Origin of the sequence: Terasakiella sp. 4MB5A (assembly GCF_050058155.1) — a bacterium.
Taxonomy (GTDB): domain Bacteria; phylum Pseudomonadota; class Alphaproteobacteria; order Rhodospirillales; family Terasakiellaceae; genus Terasakiella; species Terasakiella halodenitrificans.
The window spans coordinates 2,213,002-2,235,526 of the sequence record NZ_CP188815.1; the positions used below are offsets into that span (position 1 = coordinate 2,213,002).

Sequence of the window (22,525 nt, forward strand, 5' to 3'; positions counted from 1 at the left end):
TCCCTATGGCACAGATTACTGCTGCGCTCGTAAAGGAACTGCGCGAAACTTCCGGCGCAGGCATGATGGATTGCAAAAAAGCATTGAACGAAACAGATGGCGACATTCAGGCTGCACAAGACTGGTTGCGTCAAAAAGGTCTCGCCTCTGCTGCGAAAAAAGCGGGCCGTATCGCGGCTGACGGCTTGGTTGCTGTTGCGTCTGGCGACAATGTCGCTGCCGTTGTTGAAGTAAACTCTGAAACTGATTTCGTTGCCAAAAACGATCAATTCCAGTCTTTTGTAAAAGCTGTTGCTGGCGTTGCTCTTGAAGCTGGTGATTTCGATGCTTTGAAAGCTGCAAACTTCCCCGGTTCTGATAAGTCCTGCGAAGATGCACTGAAAGAACTGATTGGCACAATCGGTGAAAACATGAACCTGCGCCGTATGGAAAAACTTTCTGTATCTAACGGTGTTGTTGCTTCTTACATGCACAATGCGGCAAGCGAAGGTCTTGGTAAAATCGGCGTTCTGGTTGCACTGGAATCCGAAGGTGACAAAGACAAGCTGAATGCACTGGGCAAACAAATTGCCATGCACGTTGCTGCGACCAACCCGATTTCTTTGGATCGTGACTCTGTTGACGCTTCTGAAATCGAACGTGAGCGCACTGTCTTGATCGAACAAGCGAAAGAAGCTGGTAAACCGGAAGAAATCGCAATCAAAATGGTCGAAGGCCGTATGCGTAAGTTCTATGAAGAAAACTGCCTCATCGAACAAGCTTTTGTTATCGACCCGGACAACTCTGTCGGTAAAACAGTTGAAAATCTCGCCAAAGAAATTGGTTCAGAGATCAAATTGACAGGTTATGTTCGCTTTGAACTCGGTGCTGGTCTAGAGAAAAAAGAAGAAGACTTTGCTGCTGAAGTTGCTGCTGCTGCAGGCAATTGACTCATTGGTAAAATCTTACTTTTAAAGTAAAACAGAGACGGTATGGAACATTCCATGCCGTCTTTGTTTTTTTTGTATAACAAGTCAAAGAGGCGTTGATTAATCAAGCCGGGCAGGGTATGTCTAGCACTCCATTCAAATATACTTCATATGGACGAATAATAATGTCGGATACTCCCGTTTTTAAACGTGTTCTCTTAAAGCTTTCGGGTGAAGGCCTCATGGGGAAAAAACAATTCGGTTTAGATACTGAATATGTTGATCAAATCGCCAGTGAAGTTGTAAAAGTACACGAGCTTGGTACTCAAATTTGTCTGGTTATCGGTGGCGGCAATATTTTTCGTGGTATTTCAGATGCCGCTTCGGGTATCGACCGCACCAGTGCGGATCACATGGGAATGCTGGCTACCGTCATGAATGCATTGGCCATGCAAAGTGCCCTGGAACGCCAAGGTGTGCAAACACGCGTTCAATCCGCCATTCCCATGCAAAGTGTTTGCGAGCCCTATATTCGTCGGCGGGCTATCCGCCATATGGAAAAAGGACGTATCGTTATTTTTGCTGCCGGTACAGGCAACCCGTTCTTTACAACGGATACGGCTGCGGCTTTGCGCGCTGTAGAAATGAACTGCGATGCCATCTTAAAAGGTACACAAGTTGACGGCGTTTATAGTGCAGATCCGAAAAAAGATCCCAATGCACAACGCTATGACAAGCTAAATTATAAAGAAGTTTTGACAAAAGATCTGAAGGTTATGGACGCTGCCGCCATTACGCTTGCACGTGAAAACAGCCTGCCGATCGTTGTATTTTCTATGCATGAACCAGGGTCCTTTGCGAATGTTGTCAATGCGCAAGGGCTCTTTACGGTTATCAAAGATTAACAGAGGGGAAAACACGTGTCTGACGTTGATTTCAAAGCCATCAAAAAAGAGCTTCACGCCAAAATGGACAAGGCAATCGAAGTGCTTCACAATGAATTTGCCGGTCTGCGCACAGGGCGGGCTTCTACAAGCTTGCTTGATCCCATTATGGTTGATGTTTATGGTGCTAAAATGCCAATCAATCAGGTTGGTACAGTCAGTGTACCGGAAGCACGCATGCTTTCCGTACAGGTCTGGGATAAAACCAATGTTAAAATGGTTGAAAAAGCCATTCGTGATGCAGGTCTTGGCCTGAACCCACAAGCAGACGGTACATTGGTGCGTATTCCGATCCCGCCACTTAACGAAGAACGTCGTAAAGAGCTGGTTAAAGTGGCTGGTAAATATGCAGAAGATACCCGCATTGCCATTCGCAACATTCGCCGTAACGGCAATGACGAGCTGAAAAAACTGGAAAAAGACAACGCTATTACTGAAGATCAGCACCGTGATTTTGGGAAAGAAATTCAGGATGAAACCGATGTCGCCATTAAGAAAGTTGATGAAACTTTGGCGCATAAAGAAGAAGAAATCATGCAAGTATAAACCGCATGAGCCAAGTTTCTTTACACATCCAAACCGACATAATCCCCGTGCACGTTGCCATTATTATGGATGGCAACGGGCGCTGGGCTAAAAAGCGTATGCTGCCACGGACCGCCGGTCATAAAAAGGGGGCCGATGCCGTACGTCGGGTTATTGAAGCGTCTGTAGAATTAGGTGTCACTCATTTGACCCTCTTTGGTTTTTCGTCAGAAAATTGGCAGCGACCAAAGGAAGAAGTTGACGCTCTCATGGGATTGTTGCGCTTTTATCTGAAAAATGAAATCAAACGCCTTCATAAAGAAGGGGTTCGCATTCGTTTTATCGGTGAACGCGATACGCTTTCAGATGATATTGTGCGCGCGATTGAAGAAGCGGAAAGTCTGACAGGAAATAACAAGCAACTGGTTTTAACGATCGCTTTGAGCTATGGCGCGCGTGCTGAGTTATTGCAAGCCACGAAGCGAATTGCACAAAAAATCAAGGATGGCACTCTCGACATTGATCAAATCGATGAAGATCAATTGACGAATGAATTGTATGCTCCTGATTTACCTGAACCGGATTTACTCATCCGCACAAGTGGTGAGCAACGCGTCAGCAACTTTTTGCTCTGGCAACTCGCTTATACAGAATTCTTTTTTACCGATGTCCTCTGGCCGGATTTCAATAAAACACATTTGAAAGAAGCATTGGGGGAATTGTCAAAACGTGACAGACGATACGGAATGATCAGTGACTAAATCGCTTCCAAAAAACTTGCTACAACGCGTGATTTCTGCGATTGCTCTTGCTCTTCCGGCACTGGCTTCAATCCAATATGGAGAGCCTTTTTTTAATATTTTTATCGCCATTTTAGGCGTTTTAATGGCTTGGGAATGGTCGCGCCTTTGTCAAGGCAAGCTACAGAGTGGCGGGATTGTACTGGCCCTGTTTATCGGCTTAATCCCCTTTTTGCCAATCGTTGGCTTGGCCTTGCAGGAAGCTATTTTAATTGCTCCTGTCATCTGCGCCTTACTCTTTGCCTTGGCTCAACGCGAAAACGGGCGAGTTTTGTTTTCTGTAGGGGTGCTTTATTTGGCACTCCCCATCTGTGCCTTTATTTTTCTGCGAAATCATCTGGAAAACGGTGTTGAGTTTGTCTACTGGTTGGCATTGGTTGTTGTCGCAACAGATACAGGCGGTTATGGTTTCGGTCTCACAATAGGCGGTCCCAAAATGGCCCCGCGCATCAGTCCTAAAAAGACATGGGCAGGTCTCCTTGGTGGTATGTTGTGTGCCTTTATCATGGGGATTGCCATCTCCCATATTTTTGATTGGAATGAGCCATTTTTTGTCGGTGTCTTCAGCGCAATCCTTGCTATTATTGCACAAATTGGTGATTTATTTGAATCCCATGTTAAAAGAACATTTAATGTCAAAGATTCCAGCAATATCATCCCTGGACATGGCGGTGTTCTAGACCGAATGGATGGCATGCTGACTGCCGGTGCAGCCTTTGCAGGCATCATCTTGATGAGCAACGGACATATTTTATCATGGTTTTAAAAAAATCCGTTTCAATTCTCGGCTCTACGGGATCAATCGGTACAAGTACCATTGATCTAATCCGTCGCAATCCCAACCAATTCCGAACAGTTGCCTTAACAGGAAACAGCAATATCCAATTATTGGCAGAACAGGCACGTGAACTGAATCCCGAATTTGTCGCCGTTGCCAATGAAGCAAACTATCAAGCTCTCAAAGAGACACTGGCTGACACGGATATAGAAGTTGGGGCAGGGGAAAACGCGATCATCGAAGCTGCCCTTCGTGATGCTGAATGGGTCATGGCTTCAATCGTTGGCTCAGCTGGACTGGCCCCCACATTAGCCGCAATTGAACGTGGGGCAACCATCGGTTTAGCGAACAAAGAAAGCCTTGTTTGCGCTGGCGAACTAATGATGGAAGCCGTGGCAACTCATAATGCAACATTACTTCCTGTTGATTCTGAACATAATGCTATTTTTCAAGTCTTGGATCGGGAAAATGCCAAAGCTGTCGACAAAATAATCTTAACCGCATCTGGCGGCCCCTTTCGCACATTCAGCATCGAAGATATGTGTAAAGTGAGCCCCAAAGAAGCGGTTGCCCATCCTAATTGGTCAATGGGTGCAAAAATTTCTGTTGATTCAGCCAGTATGATGAATAAAGGTCTGGAACTGATTGAAGCTTACCATCTTTTCCCTGTAGATGAACCCCAAATAGACATTCTGGTTCATCCTCAATCTGTCATACATTCTATGGTTTCCTATATTGATGGCTCCGTTCTTGCCCAAATGGGGACACCAGACATGCGCACCCCTATTGCCTATGCCTTGGCCTGGCCTGAACGAATGATAGCACCATCAGAAAAACTCAATTTAGCTGAAATTTCACAACTCAGTTTTGAACAACCGGACCCGGTGCGTTTTCCTGCATTACGCCTTGCACGTGAGGCCTTGAAATTCGGAAAAACTGCACCGGCTGTCCTAAATGCAGCAAACGAAGAGTTTGTCAGTGCCTTCCTGAAAGAAAAAATTGGTTTCTGTGATATCACTGCTATTGTTGAAGACGTTTTATCCGACTTTGACCACCAAGAAATCACACATATTGATGATATCCTAACCACAGATAAAAAAGCACGCCTTTGTGCGCTGCAAGCCATTGAAAAAAGAAGCCGATAGGCCTATTTTAACGCATACTTTTAAATTATTGGTTTTTCCCATATGTATGATCTCCTTTTTGCTAATCCGATTGTCTCTTTTATTTTTGCGCTTAGCGTACTTGTTTTCTTCCATGAACTTGGTCACTACTGGGTCGCACGCCGTAATGGTGTAAAGGTTGAAGTCTTTTCAATCGGTTTTGGACCAGAACTTTTTGGCTGGAATGATAAAGCTGAAACACGTTGGAAAATCTGCGCAATGCCTTTTGGCGGATATGTCAAAATGTTCGGGGATAGCGATGCCGCCAGCAGTGGCGTAAACGAAGACGAAACCCGCCCTTTCACAGATGAAGAAAAAGCCGTTTCATTTCACTATAAATCTTTAGGTGCACGCGCCGCGATCGTTGCGGCAGGTCCGATTGCAAACTTTATCTTGGCAGCCGTCTTGTTCGCCTTACTTTATATGGCTGTCGGCGTTCCTGAAAAATTCCATGCGGGCATTGGCGAAGTCGTCACAGGCAGTGCAGCTGAAGAAGCTGGCCTTCAAAAAGGCGATTTAGTTGTCAGCTTGGCAGGAAAGCAATTAGATAGCTTTGATGAATTGCGTACTATTATTATGGAAAATCCATCGACGCAATTAGGGGCTGTTGTCTTGCGTGATGGGAAAGAATTATCACTTACAATCACACCCAAAGCAAAAGAAAACGGTGATAAAACAATCGGATTGCTTGGTGTACGTCCTGACCCGGATCAAGCTGAATATATTCGCTACAACCCTGTTACAGCCATCTGGATGGGGGTCGAGCGTACCTATTCCATGTCTGCTCAAATTCTTTCACACCTCGGCACTTTAATCAGTGGAGGGGGCAGCATGAAAGACCTTGGTGGGCCCTTACGCATTGCTCAGGTTTCCGGTGATGCGGCAAAATCCGGTTTCGATAATCTAATATATTTGATGGCGGTACTTTCTGTTAACCTTGGTCTGATAAACTTGTTTCCAATTCCAATGCTTGATGGTGGTCACCTCGTGTTTTATGCTCTTGAAGCCATTCGTGGTAAACCTTTAAGTGAAAAGGCACAAGAATATGGTTTTCGTTTGGGGCTAACTCTGGTATTGGGTTTAATGGTCTTTGCAACTTGGAACGACCTTGTACAGTTGAAAGTATTCGATTTTATCAAACAGCTCTTCACCTGAGCAAAAAACTCAATAACGGGGGACAAAGGTGAAATATCGTCAACGTATGGCATCAATTGGTGCAGGACTGGCATTTGGTGTAACGGCAGCGCTTGTAAGTGCGCCAGCAATTGCTGCTGGTCTGATCGAAGAAATCACGATCGTCGGTACACAACGTGTTGAGCCGGAAACAGTAAAAACCTATCTAACTTTTCAGCAAGGCGATACGTTTAACTCTCGTCAGTTAAACCGTTCTTTGAAAAAACTGTTTGATACTGGTCTCTTTGCCGATGTCACCTTCAAGCGTGAAGGCGGGAACCTTGTTATCAATTTGGTTGAGAACCCCGTCATCAACCGAATTGCATTTGAAGGCAACCGTAAAATCAAGAATGACACCTTAGAAACAGAAGTCACTTTACGTCCCCGCATTGTCTATACACGGACGCGAGTTCAACAGGATGTTGAACGTATTCTCACGCTTTATCGTCGCAGTGGTCGCTTTGCCGCAACCGTTGAACCCAAAGTCATTCAACTTGACCAAAACCGGGTTGATCTTGTCTTTGAGATTAAAGAAGGCCTCCCGACAGGAATTGAAAAAATCCGCTTTGTTGGTAACCATGAATATAGTGATGGTAAACTTGGTGAAGTCGTCCGGACAAAAGAAACCCGATGGTATAACTTTCTAACCGCGGATGACAATTATGATCCGGACCGTTTAAATTACGATAAAGAACTTTTACGTCGTTATTATCTTGCCCGCGGATTTGCTGATTTTCAGGTCACTTCTGCAGTTGCTGAACTTAGTCCGTCACGAGAAGAATTCTTCATTACTTATACCATTGATGAAGGTATTCGTTATGAAATTGATCAGGTAAGTATCAACAACTCGCTCGAAGGTTTTGATGAAAAAACTGTTACTGATATCCCCAGCTTGGAAAACGGAGATTGGTATAATGCAGATGCAGTCGACCGCTCAATTGAAGATTTGATTGATTCGATCGGCTTTCAAGGGTTTCCCTTTGTTCGCGTAACACCGTCTATTGATCGTGATGTTGAAAACAGAAAAATTAATCTAACCTTTAACGTCGAGGAAGGTCCTCGCGTTTTCGTTGAACGCATTGATATTAAAGGAAACTTCCGCACCCTCGATGAAGTTATTCGCCGCGAATTCCAACTTGTTGAAGGTGATGCCCTCAATACAGCCAAGTTAAAACGCTCAGAAAAACGCATTAATGACTTAAACTTTTTCGAAAAAGTTGAAGTTGCACGATCGCCGGGAAGCGCCCCGGATCAAACGGTTATTGACGTTACCGTTGCTGAAAAATCAACAGGTTCCTTATCCATTGGTGCTGGTTTTTCAAGCTCCGATGGCCCACTTGCTGACTTTGGGATTGCCGAAAACAATTTACTTGGGAAAGGGCAACGCTTAGCTTTTAATGCAAGTATTGCTAAAGAAAAAACACGTTTTAACATCGGTTTTACAGAACCTTATTTTCTAGACCGTGAAGTTGCTGCCGGGTTTGACCTTTATAAGACGACAACGAAACGTAAAGATACAAGCTCCTATGACGCTTCCAGTGTCGGATTTGCGCTTCGCGCCGGATATCCAATCGGGGAATATTTAACTCAAAGCTGGAGTTATGGGTTGGATCAAACTGAAATTGAGAACGTTCCATCTGGCGCATCTCGTCTTGTAAAAAGTCAGGCAGGTAGTCAAATTACCTCATCAATTTCTCATGGACTGACATATGATCTTCGTGACAGTAAAATACTTCCCACCGAAGGATATAAAATTTCGGTTTCCAATAAGCTAGCTGGATTAGGTGGTTCGTCTCACTACATAAAAAACCAAGTTAGCGGCGCATATTATTATCCTCTTGGTGACCAATGGACTTTGAGTACCAAAGCAAACCTTGCGCATGTTTTTGGTCTTGGCGAAGATGTAAATATGCAAGACCGTTTCTTCCTTGGCGGGCAAAATTTACGCGGTTTTGAAGACAATGGTGTTGGCCCCAGAGATTTGGCTTCTTATGACTCTTTAGGTGGTGAATTTATGTTCAACGGTACGTCAGAAATGCGTTTCCCCCTAGGTTTGCCCAGCGAATACCAAATCGCAGGGACGCTCTTTAGTGACTATGGGATACTAACAGAATTAAGCCCCAAAGATGCCAATACAGTTGATAAAAATGCCTTGCGCGCTTCAGTTGGCGTTGGGATATCCTGGGTCTCTCCGATGGGGCCAATTGGTCTGGACTGGGCATTTCCCGTGCTTAAAGAAGACCACGATAAAACCGAATCTTTCCGTTTCTCTTTTGGAACCCGTTTCTAGGATCTGATATATGACTTTTCTACGGCAACTACCCGTTTTTATTCTTTTCTTTGTCTTTATTTCAGGCGTCTTTTCAAGTGCGCAAGCGCAACAACAAGTCCCATTGAATATCGCCATTGTGAATATTGATAAAATTTTGGGAACAGCTGCAGCGCCCAAAAGCATTCTTGAACAGATTAAGCAAATTCGTAATACTTACCGTCAAGAAGTACAAAAAGAAGAAGAAGAACTTCGCCAGGCAAATCAAGAGCTTGCACAAAAACAAAGCTTATTAAGCCCAGAAGCCTTTAAAGAAGAGCGTCGCAAGTTTGAACAAAATGTACTGGCTGTACAGAAAAAGGTGCAGCAAAAAAATCTGAGCTTACAGAACGCGCAACAAGATGCACAAAATCAGGTTCAAAACGCCTTGCGCGATGTTGTACTCGCGATTTCAAAAGAAAAAGGATACACTTTGGTCTTGCGACGTGCTCAAACAGTAATTGTCGCAGATCCGCTTGACATTACGGATCAAGTCATTGCTGCACTTGACAAAAAGCTCCCTAAAGTCATTGTGTCGCCGAAGTAATCCAATGGCTGACAAGCGATTTTTTAAAAAACAAGGCCCTTTTAAGGCACAATATCTTGCAGAAATTGCAACTGCGGAGTTACGCGGTGCTGCAGATTTGCTCATAAATGACGTTGCTGCATTGGATCAGGCTGGTTCAGACCAACTTTCTTTTTTGGATAATAGAAAGTATCTGGAAACTTTTACAAGTAGCCAAGCAGGCCTTTGCCTTGTTCATCCAGATCTTGTCGATAAAGCACCAGCGGGGATGGCACTTCTGATCACACCAGAACCTTATATGGGTTACGCAAAAATCGCATCCACTTTTTATCCGGCTCCACATGTCGATGGATACATATCTGAACAGGCAAGTATCGCATCAAATGCAGAAATTGGGGAAAGTGTACGCATTGATGCGGGTGCCTATATTGGTGAAAATGTAAAAATCGCAGCAAATAGCTGGATTAAAGCAAATGCGGCTATCCATGAAGGGGTTGAAATTGGCAGTGATTGCGTTATTTCGTCCAATGTAACAATTAGTCATACCATCATTGGCAGCGCCGTTACGATTCACCCTGGCTGTCAAATCGGACAGGATGGATTCGGGTTTGCCAGTGGACCACAGGGACATGTCCGCATTCCTCAACTTGGTCGTGTTATCATTCAGGATCACGTAAATATCGGAGCCAACTGCACAATTGACCGTGGTGCCGGACCGGACACAATTATTGGTGCCGGTACCCAAATTGATAATCTGGTACAAATTGGTCACAATGTTCAACTTGGTATGGGATGCGTTATCGTATCCCAAGCTGGTGTTTCTGGCAGCACAAAGGTCGGAAATTTTGTCGTCATCGCAGGTAAAGCCGGGATCGGCGGTCATTTGACAATAGGTGACGGAGTTACCGTTGCCGCCTGTGCCGGCGTTATGAGAAATATCGAAGCAGGACAAACCGTTGGTGGTTTCCCTGCAATTCCACAAAAAGAATGGTTACGTCAACAGGCAATGATTGCCCGATTGACAAAAGGTAAAAAATAAAGAGGGCACCACTTATGTCTGAGCAAGAAGTCACATCCGTCGATATCATGCGTATCATGGAAATGATCCCACACCGTTATCCTTTTCTTCTGGTTGACCGGGTCGAAGATATCATTTCGGGTGAAAGTGCAACCGGTATCAAAAATGTTACCATTAATGAACCGTTTTTCCCCGGTCATTTCCCGTCAAAACCTGTTATGCCCGGCGTTTTGATTGTTGAAGCAATGGCCCAAACCGCTGCGGTTTTGGTGGTTCATACTGAAGGCAAAGATATCGAAGGTAAACTTGTCTACTTTATGTCAATTGATGGCTGTCGTTTCCGCAAACCCGTTGGTCCGGGCGATACGTTAAATATCAAAGTGCAAAAAGAACGGCAGCGTGGCAATATCTGGAAGTTTAAAGGCGAAGCCTACAGCGCAGGAAACCTGATGGCTGAAGCAACCATCACAGCAATGATCGTGAACGAATAATGGCTGAAATCCACCCAAGCGCCGTTGTCGCCCCAGAGGCAAAACTCGCCGATGGTGTAAAAATTGGTCCATTTTGTATTGTGGGGCCAAATGTTCAACTTGGCGAAAACGTTGAATTGCTCTCCCATGTAGTGATTGAAGGCCGAACAACCATTGGGAAAAACAACAAGATTTTTCCCTTCGCTTCAATCGGACATTGCCCACAGGACTTGAAATATAATGGCGAACCATCCCGATTGGAAATTGGCGATAACAACACCATTCGGGAACATGTAACCATCAATCCTGGAACTGAAGGTGGCGGTATGCTGACCAAAATCGGCAGTAATTGCCTGATTATGGTTGGGGCTCATGTCGGTCATGACTGCCAGATTGGTGATCATGTTATTTTGGTAAACAATGCCACGTTGGCCGGACATGTGATTATTGAAAATTGGGCCATTATCGGGGGATTATCTGCAGTTCATCAATTCTGCCGGATCGGTCAACATGCCATGATCGGTGGTATGTCAGGTGTAGAAAATGATGTCATTCCTTATGGTTCCGTCACTGGTAACCGAGCAAGATTAGGCGGGCTAAATATTGTTGGATTAAAACGTCGCAACTTTGATCGCGATGTTATCCATTCCATGCGCACCGCTTATCGCTTGCTGTTTGCCCAAGAAGGAACGATGGCAGAGCGTGTCGAAGATGTCTATGGCATGTATAAAGACATCGAACCCGTTATGGAAATCGTGAAATTTATCCGTCAGGACTCTTCGAGGGGCGTTTGTACGCCGAAATAACCATGGCGGAAAAGCTTGGATTACTAGCCGGTCGCGGCGACCTTCCTAAACGCATTATTCAACAATGCCTTAAAGAAGGTCGCCCTTTTCATATTGTGGCTTTCAAGGGACAAACAGAACCGGAACTGGTTGAAAGCTATCCCCATACGTGGGTGCGCCTTGGCGCTGCTGGTAAAACACTGTCTGTTTTAAAAGAAATGGGTGCCAAAGACATCGTTATGGCCGGGCGTATCAAGCGTCCCTCTATCGCTGCATTGCGACCAGATGCATGGACTTTGAAATTCCTTGCAAAAACCGGGGCAGGGGCATTTGGTGACGACGGCTTACTCAGTAAATTGATCTCCGCCCTAGAGTTCGAAGGTTTTCGTGTTGTTGGGGCGCATGAGTTGTTAGATGACCTTTTGGCACCTGTGGGTACCCTTGGGCATATAGAACCCGACGACCAAGCCAAACGTGATATTGAAAAAGGTTTTACCATCGCACACAGCCTTGGTGATTTAGATATCGGGCAAGCTGTTGTTTTGCAAGACGGTCTTGTCTTGGCGGTAGAGGCAATCGAAGGAACGGATGCCATGCTTTCACGTTGTTCTGAGCTCAGACGCGAAGGACTTGGTGGTGTCCTGATTAAAGCCAAAAAACCCAATCAGGAAAACCGTGCCGATTTACCTACGATCGGAGTTAAAACGGTCGTAAACGCGCATCACGCTGGATTGCGCGGCATCGCAGTCGAGGCCAAGGCAACTATTATCGTCGATTTGCAAGGCGTGAGCGCCAAAGCAGATGAGTTAGGGCTATTTCTTATAGGTGTCAAATAATGACAGCTCCGCTAATCTATCTCATTGCAGGTGAGCCATCCGGCGATTTGCTGGGGGCACGTCTGATGCGCGCCCTTAAAAATAAAACAGGTGGAAATGTGCGGTTTTGCGGTGTTGGCGGCCCAAATATGTGTGCTGAAGGCATGGAAAGCCTGTTTGATATGTCCGAACTCAGTGTCATGGGATTGGCAGAAATTCTCCCTCATATTCCCAAACTTCTAAACCGTATTAAACAAACCGTTCATGATGTTGAAGCACAAAAACCAGATTGCCTTATTACAATTGATGCGCCCGGTTTTACATTTCGTGTTGCCAAACAATTAAAAGGCAAGGGGATACCGCTTATCCATTACGTTGCCCCGACCGTATGGGCTTGGAAACCGGGGCGTGCCAAAAAAATTGCACAATTTCTGGATCATTTAATGGTCTTGCTTCCGTTCGAGCCCCCTTATTTTGAAAAAGAAGGGCTTGCAACAACATTTGTCGGGCACAGTGTGATTGAAAGCGGCCTTGAAAACATTGATGGAAATGCTTTTAAAGAACGCCACGGCATACCAAAAGACGTTCCCTTACTTTGCCTTCTGCCCGGAAGTCGAATGAGTGAGACCAGTCAACTTTTGCCTGTTTATAAAATTGCATTGAATCAGCTGAAGGAAAAGTTCCCGACTTTACGCATTATATTGCCGACAGTCTCCACCGTTGCACGGTATGTGAAAGAAACCACATCAGAGTGGGGAATACCCATACTTATTGTTGAAGGAAACCATGAAAAATTTGGTGCTTTCAAAGCAGCAGATGTCGCATTAGCCGCATCGGGAACCGTCAGTCTGGAACTGGCCCTTGCAAAAACACCGAGTGTGATTACATATCGTCTGAAAAAAATCACACATTTTGTTGCTAAACGTCTTATCAAGGTAAAATACGCCAGTATCGTAAACCTGTTGCATAATAAGTATGTCATGCCGGAATTGTTGCAAGATGATTGCACACCGGAAAACATCGTGCGCGAAGTCAGTCACATTCTATCCAATCACGACACCAGCAAGACGCAATCAAATGAATTGGATACCGCAATGAAGATGTTAGGACTTGGGAATGATCAAAAACCGAGTGAACGGGCAGCAGAGTGCATCCTGAACATTATCAATAAGGAAAGATAATCAATGTCCGATTTCCGTTTTCTTCACACAATGATCCGTGTTTTTGACTTGGACAAATCCATTCAGTTTTATACCGATATCCTTGGCATGAAGCTTTTGCGCAAAAATGACTACCCTGATGGTAAATTCACACTCGCCTTTGTCGGGTACGGTGATGAAAAAGACCATACCGTTATTGAACTGACCCATAACTGGGATCAAACGGAGCCTTATGATCTTGGCAACGCATTTGGGCACATGGCTTTAGGCGTTCCTGACATTTATAAAACATGCGAAGATTTACGTAAAGTCGGTGCAAAAATCGTTCGTGAACCCGGCCCGATGCAACACGGCACAACGGTCATTGCTTTCATCGAAGATCCGGACGGGTACAAAATAGAACTTATTGAGACAAATAAATAAATGAAAAAGCCCTCTCAAAATTGAGACGGGCTTTTCAATCAGATCCTTTGTCGTTTTTTACGATCTTTTGACTTTCGAGATAAAATATTTAAGGCCTCCACAAGGGCTGCAAATGCCATGGCTGTATATATATAACCCTTTGGCATATGCACACCAAACCCTTCTGCTATAAGCGTTGTCCCGATTAATAATAAGAAACCGAGCGCAAGCATAACAATTGTGGGGTTTGATTCTATAAATCTGGAAATAGGATTCGCAGCAAAGAACATAACGCCAACAGCAAAAATAACGGCAATAAACATAATAGGTATATGTTGCGTCATCCCAACTGCCGTAATGATACTATCGATAGAAAAAACAAAATCTAAAAGGATAATTTGACTTACTGCTAAGGTAAAGTTTTTCTCTATAACATTAGTCCCTATACTACCCTCACCATCTTCAGGTGAAATTTTATGATGAATTTCTTTTGTCGCTTTCCAAACCAGAAAAAAACCACCCAAAATTAAAATAATATCGCGCCAAGAAAACCCCTTTCCGAACACTTCTATTATTGGATCAGTTAAAGTAACAATAACACTGATTAAACTTAAAAGGGCCAGCCGTATAATCAAGGCAAGACCAATACCAATCTTTCGTGCCTTATCACGTTGTCCTTCAGGCAACTTATTGGAAATGACAGCTATAAATATCAGATTATCAATGCCCAATACGATTTCTAAAATAATAAGTGTTGCCAAGGCTGTCCAAGCAACAGGGTCGCTGATAAGGCTTATTAGGTATTCCATGGTCAGTATATAAATTTCCCATTTTTCAAAGTGTTACAAATATAGAAATTTTATTACTCTTTTATTTTTGCCAATTCCATCATCGCAATTGCTTGGGTCACATTCACAACCGCTTTTAACATCTGGCTATCAATATTATGGTAATGTAAATAAAGGGGACGCGTTTCCAATTTATCACAAATTTTAATTAACTCGCCATTTTCCAAATAAGGTTTTACCTGGTTTTCTGGCACCAATGCATAAGCCATCCCTGTGCGGGTCACATTCACAAATCCTTCCGATGACGGAACGACATGCGTTGGAAATTCTCCGGCGGAAATTCGATAATTCTTTTTCAAAAAACGTTGATGCAAATCATCATCACGCCCAAAAATAACAGCAGGGGCTTTTCGAAGGGCACTTGGCGTGACCCCATCTGGAAAATATCGCTGGATAAAATCCAGACGGGCAACAGGTACATATCGCATTGCCCCCAGCGTCTTGATTTTACAGCCTTGAATACGTTTATCCTGCGTGCTGACCGATGCCATAACAGTCCCTTGTTTTAGAAGGTCCAAGGTATTGGTTTCATCAGAAACAGATAGGTCAACAAGGAGGTTATAATCCAGGAATAGAACTTCAGCAACACGAACGAACCAGGTTGCGAGGCTATCGGCATTAACCGCTAGAGAAACGCCTCTAAAATGTGTCTTTTCCAAACTATCCGGTAAATCTGTCAGGATTTCCTGTTCCAATAAATTCACATGCTGAAAATGGCGATACAAACGTAACCCCGCATCTGTTGCTTTAATCGGTTTGGAGCGCACGACGAGTGGCTGCGCAATTCGTTCTTCCAACAATTTGATACGTTGAGAGACAGCGGATTGCGTCATCCCCAATTCTTGAGCCGCTTTTTCAAAAGACCCCAAACGAATGACCGCAGACACGGCCTCAACCAATTTATAATCCAGCATATAATAAGCTCATCTTATCGACATTAAGCACTATTCATTTCTATTTATAGAGACAATTGGTTAAAAATCTATCTACAAATTAAGTAAACCAAAGGGTTAAGAATGATTACGCCTTTTATTTCTGGGTTGGGTATCGGTGCTGGGTTGATTATTGCCATCGGTGCGCAAAATGCCTTTGTGCTGGGCCAAGGTTTACGTCGCCAATACCATATTATGGTCGCCACCATTTGTGCAATCTGCGACATTCTTTTGATTTCCGCCGGTGTTGCTGGGGTAGGCGGCTTAATATCGGCAAGTCCCGTTCTGACAGATATCATGGCGTGGGGTGGGGCGCTCTTTCTAGGATGGTATGGCTTTCAAAGTTTCAAAAGCCTTTTCAGTGACCACAATCTCAAACAAGATAAATCCCACGGTAAATCGCGGCGAGAGGTCTTTCTCTATACCATCGCCATCACTCTGCTAAATCCACATGTATATCTGGACACCGTTGTACTCTTGGGAGGTATCGCCGCACAATATAGTGCCCAAGATCGCCTCTATTTCGGTTTTGGTGCGGCTTGCGCAAGCATTCTCTGGTTTTCCCTCATCTCCCTAGGGGCGGCGTGGGCATCACCTTACCTGCAACGCCCGATCACCTGGAAAATCATCGATGCAGTAACGGGATTAATGATGTGGAGCATTGCCCTTTCATTAGTTATATAACGAACTTTAAGATGTTTAATTAATAAATAAACCCTTATAAGTAAAACCTCAATCAATTGAGGGTACAATAATATGAGACATTTGATTTTAACTATAATTCTTGTTCTAGCCCCAAGTTTAGCACAAGCAAGTGAGATTATTCTCAAGCAGCCTGTTCGGTGGATGGTATCTGATAAGGAATCTCGAAGCGGTGTAACGACAAAAGGTATCTGGAACGTCATGCCGGACGGAAAAATACAAGGCATACAAGGAATGACGAGATTTAACGGCGAAATAACCAAAAATGACGGTAAAAAAATCATCCTAAGGCGCGTGGATATTAACGACAGCAAAACTTGTACATATCAAGGTGAAATCAGTAAAAGAACGGCTAAAGGCCACTACCTTTGCACAGATCGGAAATTATATTTCTGGACAGCAAGCTGGTAATAAACAAAAAAAGCCGCTCGAAGATTCGAGCGGCTTTTTATTAGAATATAAAGTTGTCCGTATCTTAGCGTTTATGCAACGGCAAGAATTCGCGATCCACTTCACCTGTATAAAGCTGACGCGGACGACCAATACGCTGAGACGGATCTTCGATCATTTCGTTCCACTGTGCAATCCAGCCTGTTGTACGGGCCAGTGCAAACAATACAGTGAACATAGATGTCGGAATACCCATCGCTTTTAAGATAATGCCGGAATAGAAATCAACGTTCGGGTAGAGTTTCTTCTCAATGAAGTACTCGTCTTCCAAAGCGATCTTTTCAAGCTGCATTGCGATATCAAGCAACGGCTCATCCTTAATGCCCAATTCGCCGAGAACTTCGTGACACGTTTTTGCCATGATTTTCGCACGTGGGTCGAAGTTTTTGTAAACGCGGTGGCCAAAGCCCATAAGACGGAACGGATCGTTCTTATCTTTCGCTTTCGCAACAAATTCACCCACACGATCCGGTGTACCGATTTCAGTCAACATGTTGAGAACCGCTTCGTTCGCACCACCGTGTGCCGGGCCCCACAAGGACGCGATACCTGCAGCGATACAAGCAAACGGATTGGCACCAGAAGAACCCGCCAAACGAACAGTTGATGTAGACGCGTTCTGTTCATGGTCAGCATGCAAGATCAAAATACGATCCATTGCTTTTGCCAATACCGGGCTTACTTTGTAATCTTCGCACGGTACAGAAAACATCATATGCAGGAAGTCTTCTGCATAACGCATGTCATTGCGCGGATACATGAACGGCTGGCCAACAGAATACTTATAAGCCCATGCCGCAATTGTCGGCATTTTAGCAATCAAACGATAAGAGGCAACCATACGCTGGTGCGGATCGTTAATATCCAATGAGTCGTGATAGAATGCAGACAACGCACCAACAACACCCACCATAATCGCCATCGGGTGTGCATCGCGACGGAAACCATCAAAGAATTTGTGCAGTTGTTCATGCACCATTGTATGCATGGTGATGTCATTTTCGAATTTGGCTTTTTCGTCGATATTCGGCAATTCGCCTTTCAACAGCAAATAAGCAACTTCCATGAAGTCACAGTTTTCAGCCAGGTCTTCGATAGAGTAACCACGGTGTTGCAAAATACCTTTGTCACCGTCGATGAAAGAGATTTTAGACTCACAGGAACCTGTAGAGGTGAACCCCGGGTCATATGTGAAATGATCGGTATCTGCGTAGAACTTGCGAACGTCAACAACGCTCGGTCCAACGGACGCATCCATAACCGGCAATTCGTAACTTTTCCCAGACTGATTATCTGTAAGAGTAAAGGACTTCTTAGAACTCATAGAGACATCCCCTTATAAATGTTGCTCGGACCTAATTGTCCAAGGCAAGGTGAACTGACTTAACATAATATTGGTGCAGACTTTACTGCTTGTTAGTCAAAAAAACAATTATTCTCCTTGATTGGCAGGCTCACACGTTAATCGCTTCACAGTTTCATCACGGCCTAAAACAGCCATAATTTCGAAAACGGATGGCGAAACGGTGGATCCTGTCAATGCAACGCGGATTGGCTGGGCAATTTTGCCAAGACCAACTTCTTGACTTTCTGCCAAGGATTTAGCCGCATTTTCAAGGTTTTCCTGCGTCCATTCAGACACAGTTTCAAGGCTTGCAACAAACTGCGCGAGCAATTCTTTTGCGTTGCCTTTATTGATAAGTTTCAAAGCTTTGTCATCATAAGTGAACGGCAGGCTGCGCAGATAAAAAGCGCTGCTGTCTGCCAGTTCCAACAAAGTTTTGGCACGTTCTTTTAATCCGGGCATGCCAGCCTGAAGCCAAGCAGCCCCTTCTTTATTGTAGTCATCCCCAAGATTGGCTTCAATCAAGGGTAAAACAAGGTTTGTTAAATAAGCGTCATCTGCTTGGCGCATATATTCAAAATTCAACGCGGTCAGCTTGACGGTGTCAAAACGGGCAGGGGATTTCCCAATGCCGTCCAGATCAAACCATTCAATCGCTTTTTCACGCGGTATAAATTCATCATCACCATGCCCCCAACCCAAGCGCAGCAGATAATTGCACATGGCTTCAGGCAGGAAACCATCTTCGCGGTAACTGGATGCGGCCAAGGCCCCATGACGCTTGGACAGTTTTTTGCCATCAGAACCGTGGATCAATGGAATATGAGCAAAAGTCGGTGTTTCCCACCCCATTGCATCATAAATCACTTTTTGGCGGAAAGTATTGGTCAAATGGTCATCGCCACGAATAGCATGGGTAACCCCCATATCGTGATCATCGACAACCACAGCCAACATATAAGTTGGTGTACCATCGCCACGTAACAGGATCATATCATCGATCTTGTCATTTGCGACTTTCACTTCGCCCTGTACGGCATCAACAACTGTTGTTTCACCTTCCAGCGGGGCTTTCAAACGAACAACGGGTTTAATGCCTTCTGGCGGGGTCGCATCTGAATCACGCCAGCGACGATCATAAGCCACCGTACGGCCTTCTGCGCGGGCTTTTTCGCGCATTTCGGTCAATTCATCCGGCGTGCAATAACAATAGTACGCTTTACCTTCCGTAAGAAGTTGCTGCGCAACCTCTGCATGACGATCCCGGCGTTCGAATTGAGAAACGACATCGCCATCCCAATCAAGGCCGAGCCAGTTCAAGCCGTCAAAAATTTTATCCACCGCATCGTCCGTTGAACGTTCACGGTCAGTATCTTCGATACGGAGAAGGAATTTTCCGTTATGATGGCGGGCGAACAGCCAGTTGAAAAGAGCCGTGCGCGCCCCACCAATGTGGAGGTAGCCGGTCGGAGAAGGAGCAAATCGTGTTACGACAGTCATGTAGCCAAAATCTTTGTTGTTTCTTTAGTTGGCGGTTGTGTACCATATAAAAATGAGATGTGCATTAGTTGCTTTTGAAAAAATACTGTCAAAAATTCGACACAAACACCAAAAGCTATATTTTTCAAAGCCTTTTAAGCTCTTTTTAACTCAAGAAAAAGATCATTTTTTCTTGTGGATTCCAGTTCTACTTGCCGTTGGAATTGCTTTTTATTTTGGTATCACCAGAGAACTCCCTACTTGGATAGGCTTAACTTGCCTATTTATAAGTGGTCTGACCACGTATTATTTACGTGATTATTACATTGTATTCTTAAGTACTTTGGCACTGACTATAATATTCGTTGGTTTTTCATCAGCACAATTGAGAACACTCTCTGTTGATACCAAAGTACTGCCATACAGTGTTGGCGCCACACAAATTCAAGGACGAATCGCTAAAATTCTTCCCGAAGAAAAGGGAATAAAACTGATCCTCGATAACTTGCAAATCAGTCGATTACGCGCCGACCATATTCCCAGTCGCGTGCGATTACATGTAAACAGCCCCATTTCAACCTTGAAAACAGGTCAATGGATTAAGACACGGGCGGTCTTAAAACCACTTCCACAGCCTGTAAGCCCGCATGCCTTCGATTTTCAGCGATACGCCTATTTTAAAGGCATTGGTGCCATCGGTTTTATCTATGGCGACCTTGAAATCTTAAAAAATACAGAAGTTGGACAGTATGATTTTTTTGCAGAACTGAGGCAATCTGTTCAAAATCGTTTAACCAGCTTCTTTCATAAACCAAAAGACAAAGATATCTTAAGTCTCGCCACCACTTTTCTGACCGGAAGCAAAGGATTGATTGACGACGAAACAATGGAAAATGTCCGCAAAGCCGGACTGGCACATCTTCTTGCGATTTCAGGTCTTCATATTGGCTTGGTTTGCGCCTTATTTTTCTTTTGTATCCGTTTCTTGTTAAGCCTTACCCCATCTTTGTCCTTGCGCTATCCCACGAAAAAATGGGCCGCTGTCTTTGCCATTGCGGCAACCTTGTTCTTTACCCTTTTAACCGGAGCAAGTGTGCCCACCATGCGCGCTTTTATTATGAGCACCATTGTTTTAGTTGGCGTTTTACTGGACCGCAAAGCTATTTCCCTGCGAAGTGTGGCATGGGCGGCCATTTTCATTTTGATTTTGTTCCCGGAAAGCCTGATGGGCGCAAGCTTCCAGCTTTCTTTTGCTGCCGTTACCGCCTTAATTGCGTTTTATGAACATCGTAAACCTAACCCAAATTTCCCCAAAGTAATTGGCTATATCCGCGATATTATTTCATCCAGCTTCATCGCCACCTGTGCAACCACACCATTTGCTGCTTACCATTTCAACCGGGTGGCCCTGTGGGGGATTGGTGCAAACCTATTGGCAATCCCGCTGACCGTATTTTTGATCATGCCGTTTGGATTGGCTGCCCTAATCCTGATGCCTTTTCACCTGGAAGCTTTCCCCCTCTGGATCATGGGCGGTGGTATTTCTGCTTTATTATGGGTTGCAAACGAAACAGCTGCCTTACCTTTTGCACAAATCAATATATCAGCCCTAAATGACCTTTCCCTGGTTTTGCTGACACTTGCTGGTTTATGCCTTTGTTTATTAAGATCAAAAATCCGCTTTCCTGCATTTGCTATCGTAAGCTTAATTGCGTTTATCGTCACTTATAACAACAAACAACCCGATATTTTAATCAGTGGAGACGGCCGGATTTCTGCCATTCAAACAGAAAGCGGGGAAGTTGTTGTCTCGCAATTACGGCGTGCTGCCTATACGCGTGAAAACTGGTTACGTCGTTGGGGAAAGGATGAAAAACAGCTAAATTCATTCGAACAACAACTGGCCTGTGACCGTCAAGGTTGCCTGTTACGAAACCGAAATGGTTATCAAATTATCTTTAACCGTCACTCTATGGCCTTGGGCGAAGATTGCCAGCGCGCAGATATCTTAATCACGCCTCAATATAGTCCGGCGGTTTGCACAGAACCCAAATTTATTATTGATCAGCACAGTCTGAAACAAAACGGCGCACATGCCATCCATATCGACACAACGGGGAGGATCGAAATTGAAACCACCCGCGATGTCAGAGGGCAGCGTCCATGGACCATTTACGGAACCAACTAAAAAAGCGAAGGGATCAATACTTGCGGATCAAACCAACAAGGCGACCCTGTATTTTTACACGATCCGGCGGCAAAATGCGGGTTTCATAAGCCGGGTTGGCCGGTTCCAGTGCAATTGAGCCACCTTTGCGGCGCAATTTTTTCAACGTTGCCTCTTCCTGATCAACCAACGCAACGATAATCGCCCCATTTTCTGCGGTATTACAGCGTTGAATAATCACCGTGTCTCCATCATTGATCCCGGCTTCAATCATGGAATCGCCTTCGACTTCCAACGCATAGTGATTGCCCAATCCCAACAAGCTGGCAGGCACATCCACATGATTGCTTTCGTCTTGCAAGGCTTCAATCGGTGTACCGGCAGCGATTTTGCCGACAAGGGCAAGCTGCACAGCTTCGGAGTCCGGTAAAATATCGGTATTTGCACGTTTATTACCGTCTACACCCCCAACCTGATTACGCATTTCCTGCAAGTCATGAATCTTGGAACTATCAGAACGCAACGGCCCTTCAAGCTGATCCTGATTTTCTGGGACACGCAAAACCTCAACCGCACGGGCGCGGTGGGGAAGACGACGGATAAAGCCACGCTCTTCCAATCCGGTAATCAGACGATGAATGCCTGATTTGGATTTTAGATCCAGTGCTTCTTTCATTTCATCATAAGAAGGGGAAACACCTGTATCCTTAAGGCGTTTCTCAAGGAACAAAAGCAGGTCGTATTGTTTTTTCGTCAACATAGCTGTTCACCCTCCCAAAGTGGAACAAAAGTAAAACACACATTATGTTCTACTTTAGTTCCCAAAA

23 protein-coding genes are annotated in these 22,525 nt (G+C 44.6%); 18 read left to right on the top strand and 5 right to left on the bottom strand.

Features of this window, described 5'->3' with window-relative positions; translation table 11 throughout:
* Positions 1-5: 5 nt before the first annotated feature.
* The 15 genes from tsf to gloA all read left to right on the top strand — a co-directional run bounded on the left by tsf (position 6) and on the right by gloA (position 13,796).
* Entirely contained in the window at positions 6-929 is a 924-nt protein-coding gene (tsf, locus tag ACI0FF_RS10210; RefSeq protein ID WP_419796755.1) for a translation elongation factor Ts, read from the top strand.
* 164 nt (positions 930-1,093) lie between these two features.
* On the top strand, positions 1,094-1,813 hold the full coding sequence (gene pyrH / locus ACI0FF_RS10215) for a UMP kinase (RefSeq protein WP_419796756.1): 720 nt from the start codon (positions 1,094-1,096) through the stop codon (positions 1,811-1,813).
* Positions 1,814-1,876: 63 nt separating this feature from the next.
* Positions 1,877-2,398, top strand: a complete 522-nt coding sequence (gene frr / locus ACI0FF_RS10220; protein ID WP_419799699.1) for a ribosome recycling factor — start codon at positions 1,877-1,879, stop codon at positions 2,396-2,398.
* A 5-nt stretch (positions 2,399-2,403) separates the two neighbouring features.
* Complete coding sequence (locus tag ACI0FF_RS10225) at positions 2,404-3,138, top strand: isoprenyl transferase (RefSeq protein ID WP_419796757.1); 735 nt, start codon at positions 2,404-2,406, stop codon at positions 3,136-3,138.
* A complete protein-coding gene (locus ACI0FF_RS10230) occupies positions 3,131-3,943 on the top strand; it encodes a phosphatidate cytidylyltransferase (RefSeq protein ID WP_419796758.1) in 813 nt (270 codons plus the stop codon). The genes ACI0FF_RS10225 and ACI0FF_RS10230 overlap by 8 nt, the downstream gene beginning before the upstream one ends.
* The gene (locus tag ACI0FF_RS10235; protein ID WP_419796759.1) at positions 3,934-5,100 is read left to right on the top strand and encodes a 1-deoxy-D-xylulose-5-phosphate reductoisomerase; all 1,167 of its coding nucleotides are present in this window, start codon (positions 3,934-3,936) and stop codon (positions 5,098-5,100) included. The genes ACI0FF_RS10230 and ACI0FF_RS10235 overlap by 10 nt, the downstream gene beginning before the upstream one ends.
* Positions 5,101-5,142: 42 nt before the next feature.
* Positions 5,143-6,273 carry an RIP metalloprotease RseP gene (rseP, locus tag ACI0FF_RS10240; protein WP_419796760.1) on the top strand — a complete coding sequence of 377 codons (1,131 nt, stop codon included), beginning with the start codon at positions 5,143-5,145 and terminating at the stop codon, positions 6,271-6,273.
* A 28-nt stretch (positions 6,274-6,301) separates the two neighbouring features.
* Positions 6,302-8,581 carry an outer membrane protein assembly factor BamA gene (bamA, locus tag ACI0FF_RS10245; protein ID WP_419796761.1) on the top strand — a complete coding sequence of 760 codons (2,280 nt, stop codon included), beginning with the start codon at positions 6,302-6,304 and terminating at the stop codon, positions 8,579-8,581.
* A gap of 103 nt (positions 8,582-8,684) precedes the next feature.
* Positions 8,685-9,146 carry an OmpH family outer membrane protein gene (locus ACI0FF_RS10250; RefSeq protein WP_419796762.1) on the top strand — a complete coding sequence of 154 codons (462 nt, stop codon included), beginning with the start codon at positions 8,685-8,687 and terminating at the stop codon, positions 9,144-9,146.
* Positions 9,147-9,150: 4 nt separating this feature from the next.
* Positions 9,151-10,164 (top strand): UDP-3-O-(3-hydroxymyristoyl)glucosamine N-acyltransferase, encoded by a 1,014-nt coding sequence (lpxD, locus tag ACI0FF_RS10255; RefSeq protein ID WP_419796763.1) that lies wholly within the window; start codon positions 9,151-9,153, stop codon positions 10,162-10,164.
* Between the two features lie 14 nt (positions 10,165-10,178).
* Positions 10,179-10,634 carry a 3-hydroxyacyl-ACP dehydratase FabZ gene (gene fabZ / locus ACI0FF_RS10260; RefSeq protein WP_419796764.1) on the top strand — a complete coding sequence of 152 codons (456 nt, stop codon included), beginning with the start codon at positions 10,179-10,181 and terminating at the stop codon, positions 10,632-10,634.
* Positions 10,634-11,419, top strand: a complete 786-nt coding sequence (gene lpxA / locus ACI0FF_RS10265; protein ID WP_419796765.1) for an acyl-ACP--UDP-N-acetylglucosamine O-acyltransferase — start codon at positions 10,634-10,636, stop codon at positions 11,417-11,419. The genes fabZ and lpxA overlap by 1 nt, the downstream gene beginning before the upstream one ends.
* A gap of 2 nt (positions 11,420-11,421) precedes the next feature.
* On the top strand, positions 11,422-12,234 hold the full coding sequence (locus ACI0FF_RS10270) for an LpxI family protein (protein WP_419796766.1): 813 nt from the start codon (positions 11,422-11,424) through the stop codon (positions 12,232-12,234).
* Positions 12,234-13,394, top strand: a complete 1,161-nt coding sequence (gene lpxB, locus ACI0FF_RS10275) for a lipid-A-disaccharide synthase (protein ID WP_419796767.1) — start codon at positions 12,234-12,236, stop codon at positions 13,392-13,394. Before ACI0FF_RS10270 ends, lpxB begins: the two co-directional genes overlap by 1 nt.
* 3 nt (positions 13,395-13,397) lie before the next feature.
* On the top strand, positions 13,398-13,796 hold the full coding sequence (gloA, locus tag ACI0FF_RS10280; RefSeq protein ID WP_419796768.1) for a lactoylglutathione lyase: 399 nt from the start codon (positions 13,398-13,400) through the stop codon (positions 13,794-13,796).
* Between the two features lie 38 nt (positions 13,797-13,834).
* Here the strand turns inward: gloA and ACI0FF_RS10285 are convergent, their stop codons facing one another.
* Positions 13,835-14,584, bottom strand: a complete 750-nt coding sequence (locus tag ACI0FF_RS10285; protein ID WP_419796769.1) for a TerC family protein — start codon at positions 14,582-14,584, stop codon at positions 13,835-13,837.
* Positions 14,585-14,637: 53 nt separating this feature from the next.
* Entirely contained in the window at positions 14,638-15,537 is a 900-nt protein-coding gene (locus ACI0FF_RS10290) for a LysR family transcriptional regulator ArgP (RefSeq protein ID WP_419796770.1), read from the bottom strand.
* A 102-nt stretch (positions 15,538-15,639) separates the two neighbouring features.
* Between ACI0FF_RS10290 and ACI0FF_RS10295 the strand changes: the two genes are divergently transcribed.
* Together ACI0FF_RS10295 and ACI0FF_RS10300 are read left to right on the top strand one after the other, a co-directional pair.
* Complete coding sequence (locus tag ACI0FF_RS10295) at positions 15,640-16,239, top strand: LysE/ArgO family amino acid transporter (RefSeq protein ID WP_419796771.1); 600 nt, start codon at positions 15,640-15,642, stop codon at positions 16,237-16,239.
* A 72-nt stretch (positions 16,240-16,311) separates the two neighbouring features.
* Positions 16,312-16,668: a hypothetical protein gene (locus tag ACI0FF_RS10300; RefSeq protein ID WP_419796772.1), complete on the top strand. Its 357-nt coding sequence runs from the start codon at positions 16,312-16,314 to the stop codon at positions 16,666-16,668.
* A 64-nt stretch (positions 16,669-16,732) separates the two neighbouring features.
* Here ACI0FF_RS10300 and gltA read toward each other — a convergent pair whose 3' ends face one another.
* Together gltA and gltX are read right to left on the bottom strand one after the other, a co-directional pair.
* Entirely contained in the window at positions 16,733-18,031 is a 1,299-nt protein-coding gene (gltA, locus tag ACI0FF_RS10305) for a citrate synthase (protein WP_419796773.1), read from the bottom strand.
* A gap of 108 nt (positions 18,032-18,139) precedes the next feature.
* Positions 18,140-19,552 carry a glutamate--tRNA ligase gene (gene gltX, locus ACI0FF_RS10310; protein WP_419796774.1) on the bottom strand — a complete coding sequence of 471 codons (1,413 nt, stop codon included), beginning with the start codon at positions 19,550-19,552 and terminating at the stop codon, positions 18,140-18,142.
* Between the two features lie 52 nt (positions 19,553-19,604).
* On the opposite strand from gltX, the gene ACI0FF_RS10315 reads away from it, so the two are divergent.
* Positions 19,605-21,719, top strand: a complete 2,115-nt coding sequence (locus ACI0FF_RS10315; protein ID WP_419796775.1) for a ComEC/Rec2 family competence protein — start codon at positions 19,605-19,607, stop codon at positions 21,717-21,719.
* 13 nt (positions 21,720-21,732) lie between these two features.
* Here ACI0FF_RS10315 and lexA read toward each other — a convergent pair whose 3' ends face one another.
* Entirely contained in the window at positions 21,733-22,458 is a 726-nt protein-coding gene (gene lexA / locus ACI0FF_RS10320) for a transcriptional repressor LexA (protein ID WP_419796776.1), read from the bottom strand.
* Between the last annotated feature and the right edge of the window lie 67 nt (positions 22,459-22,525).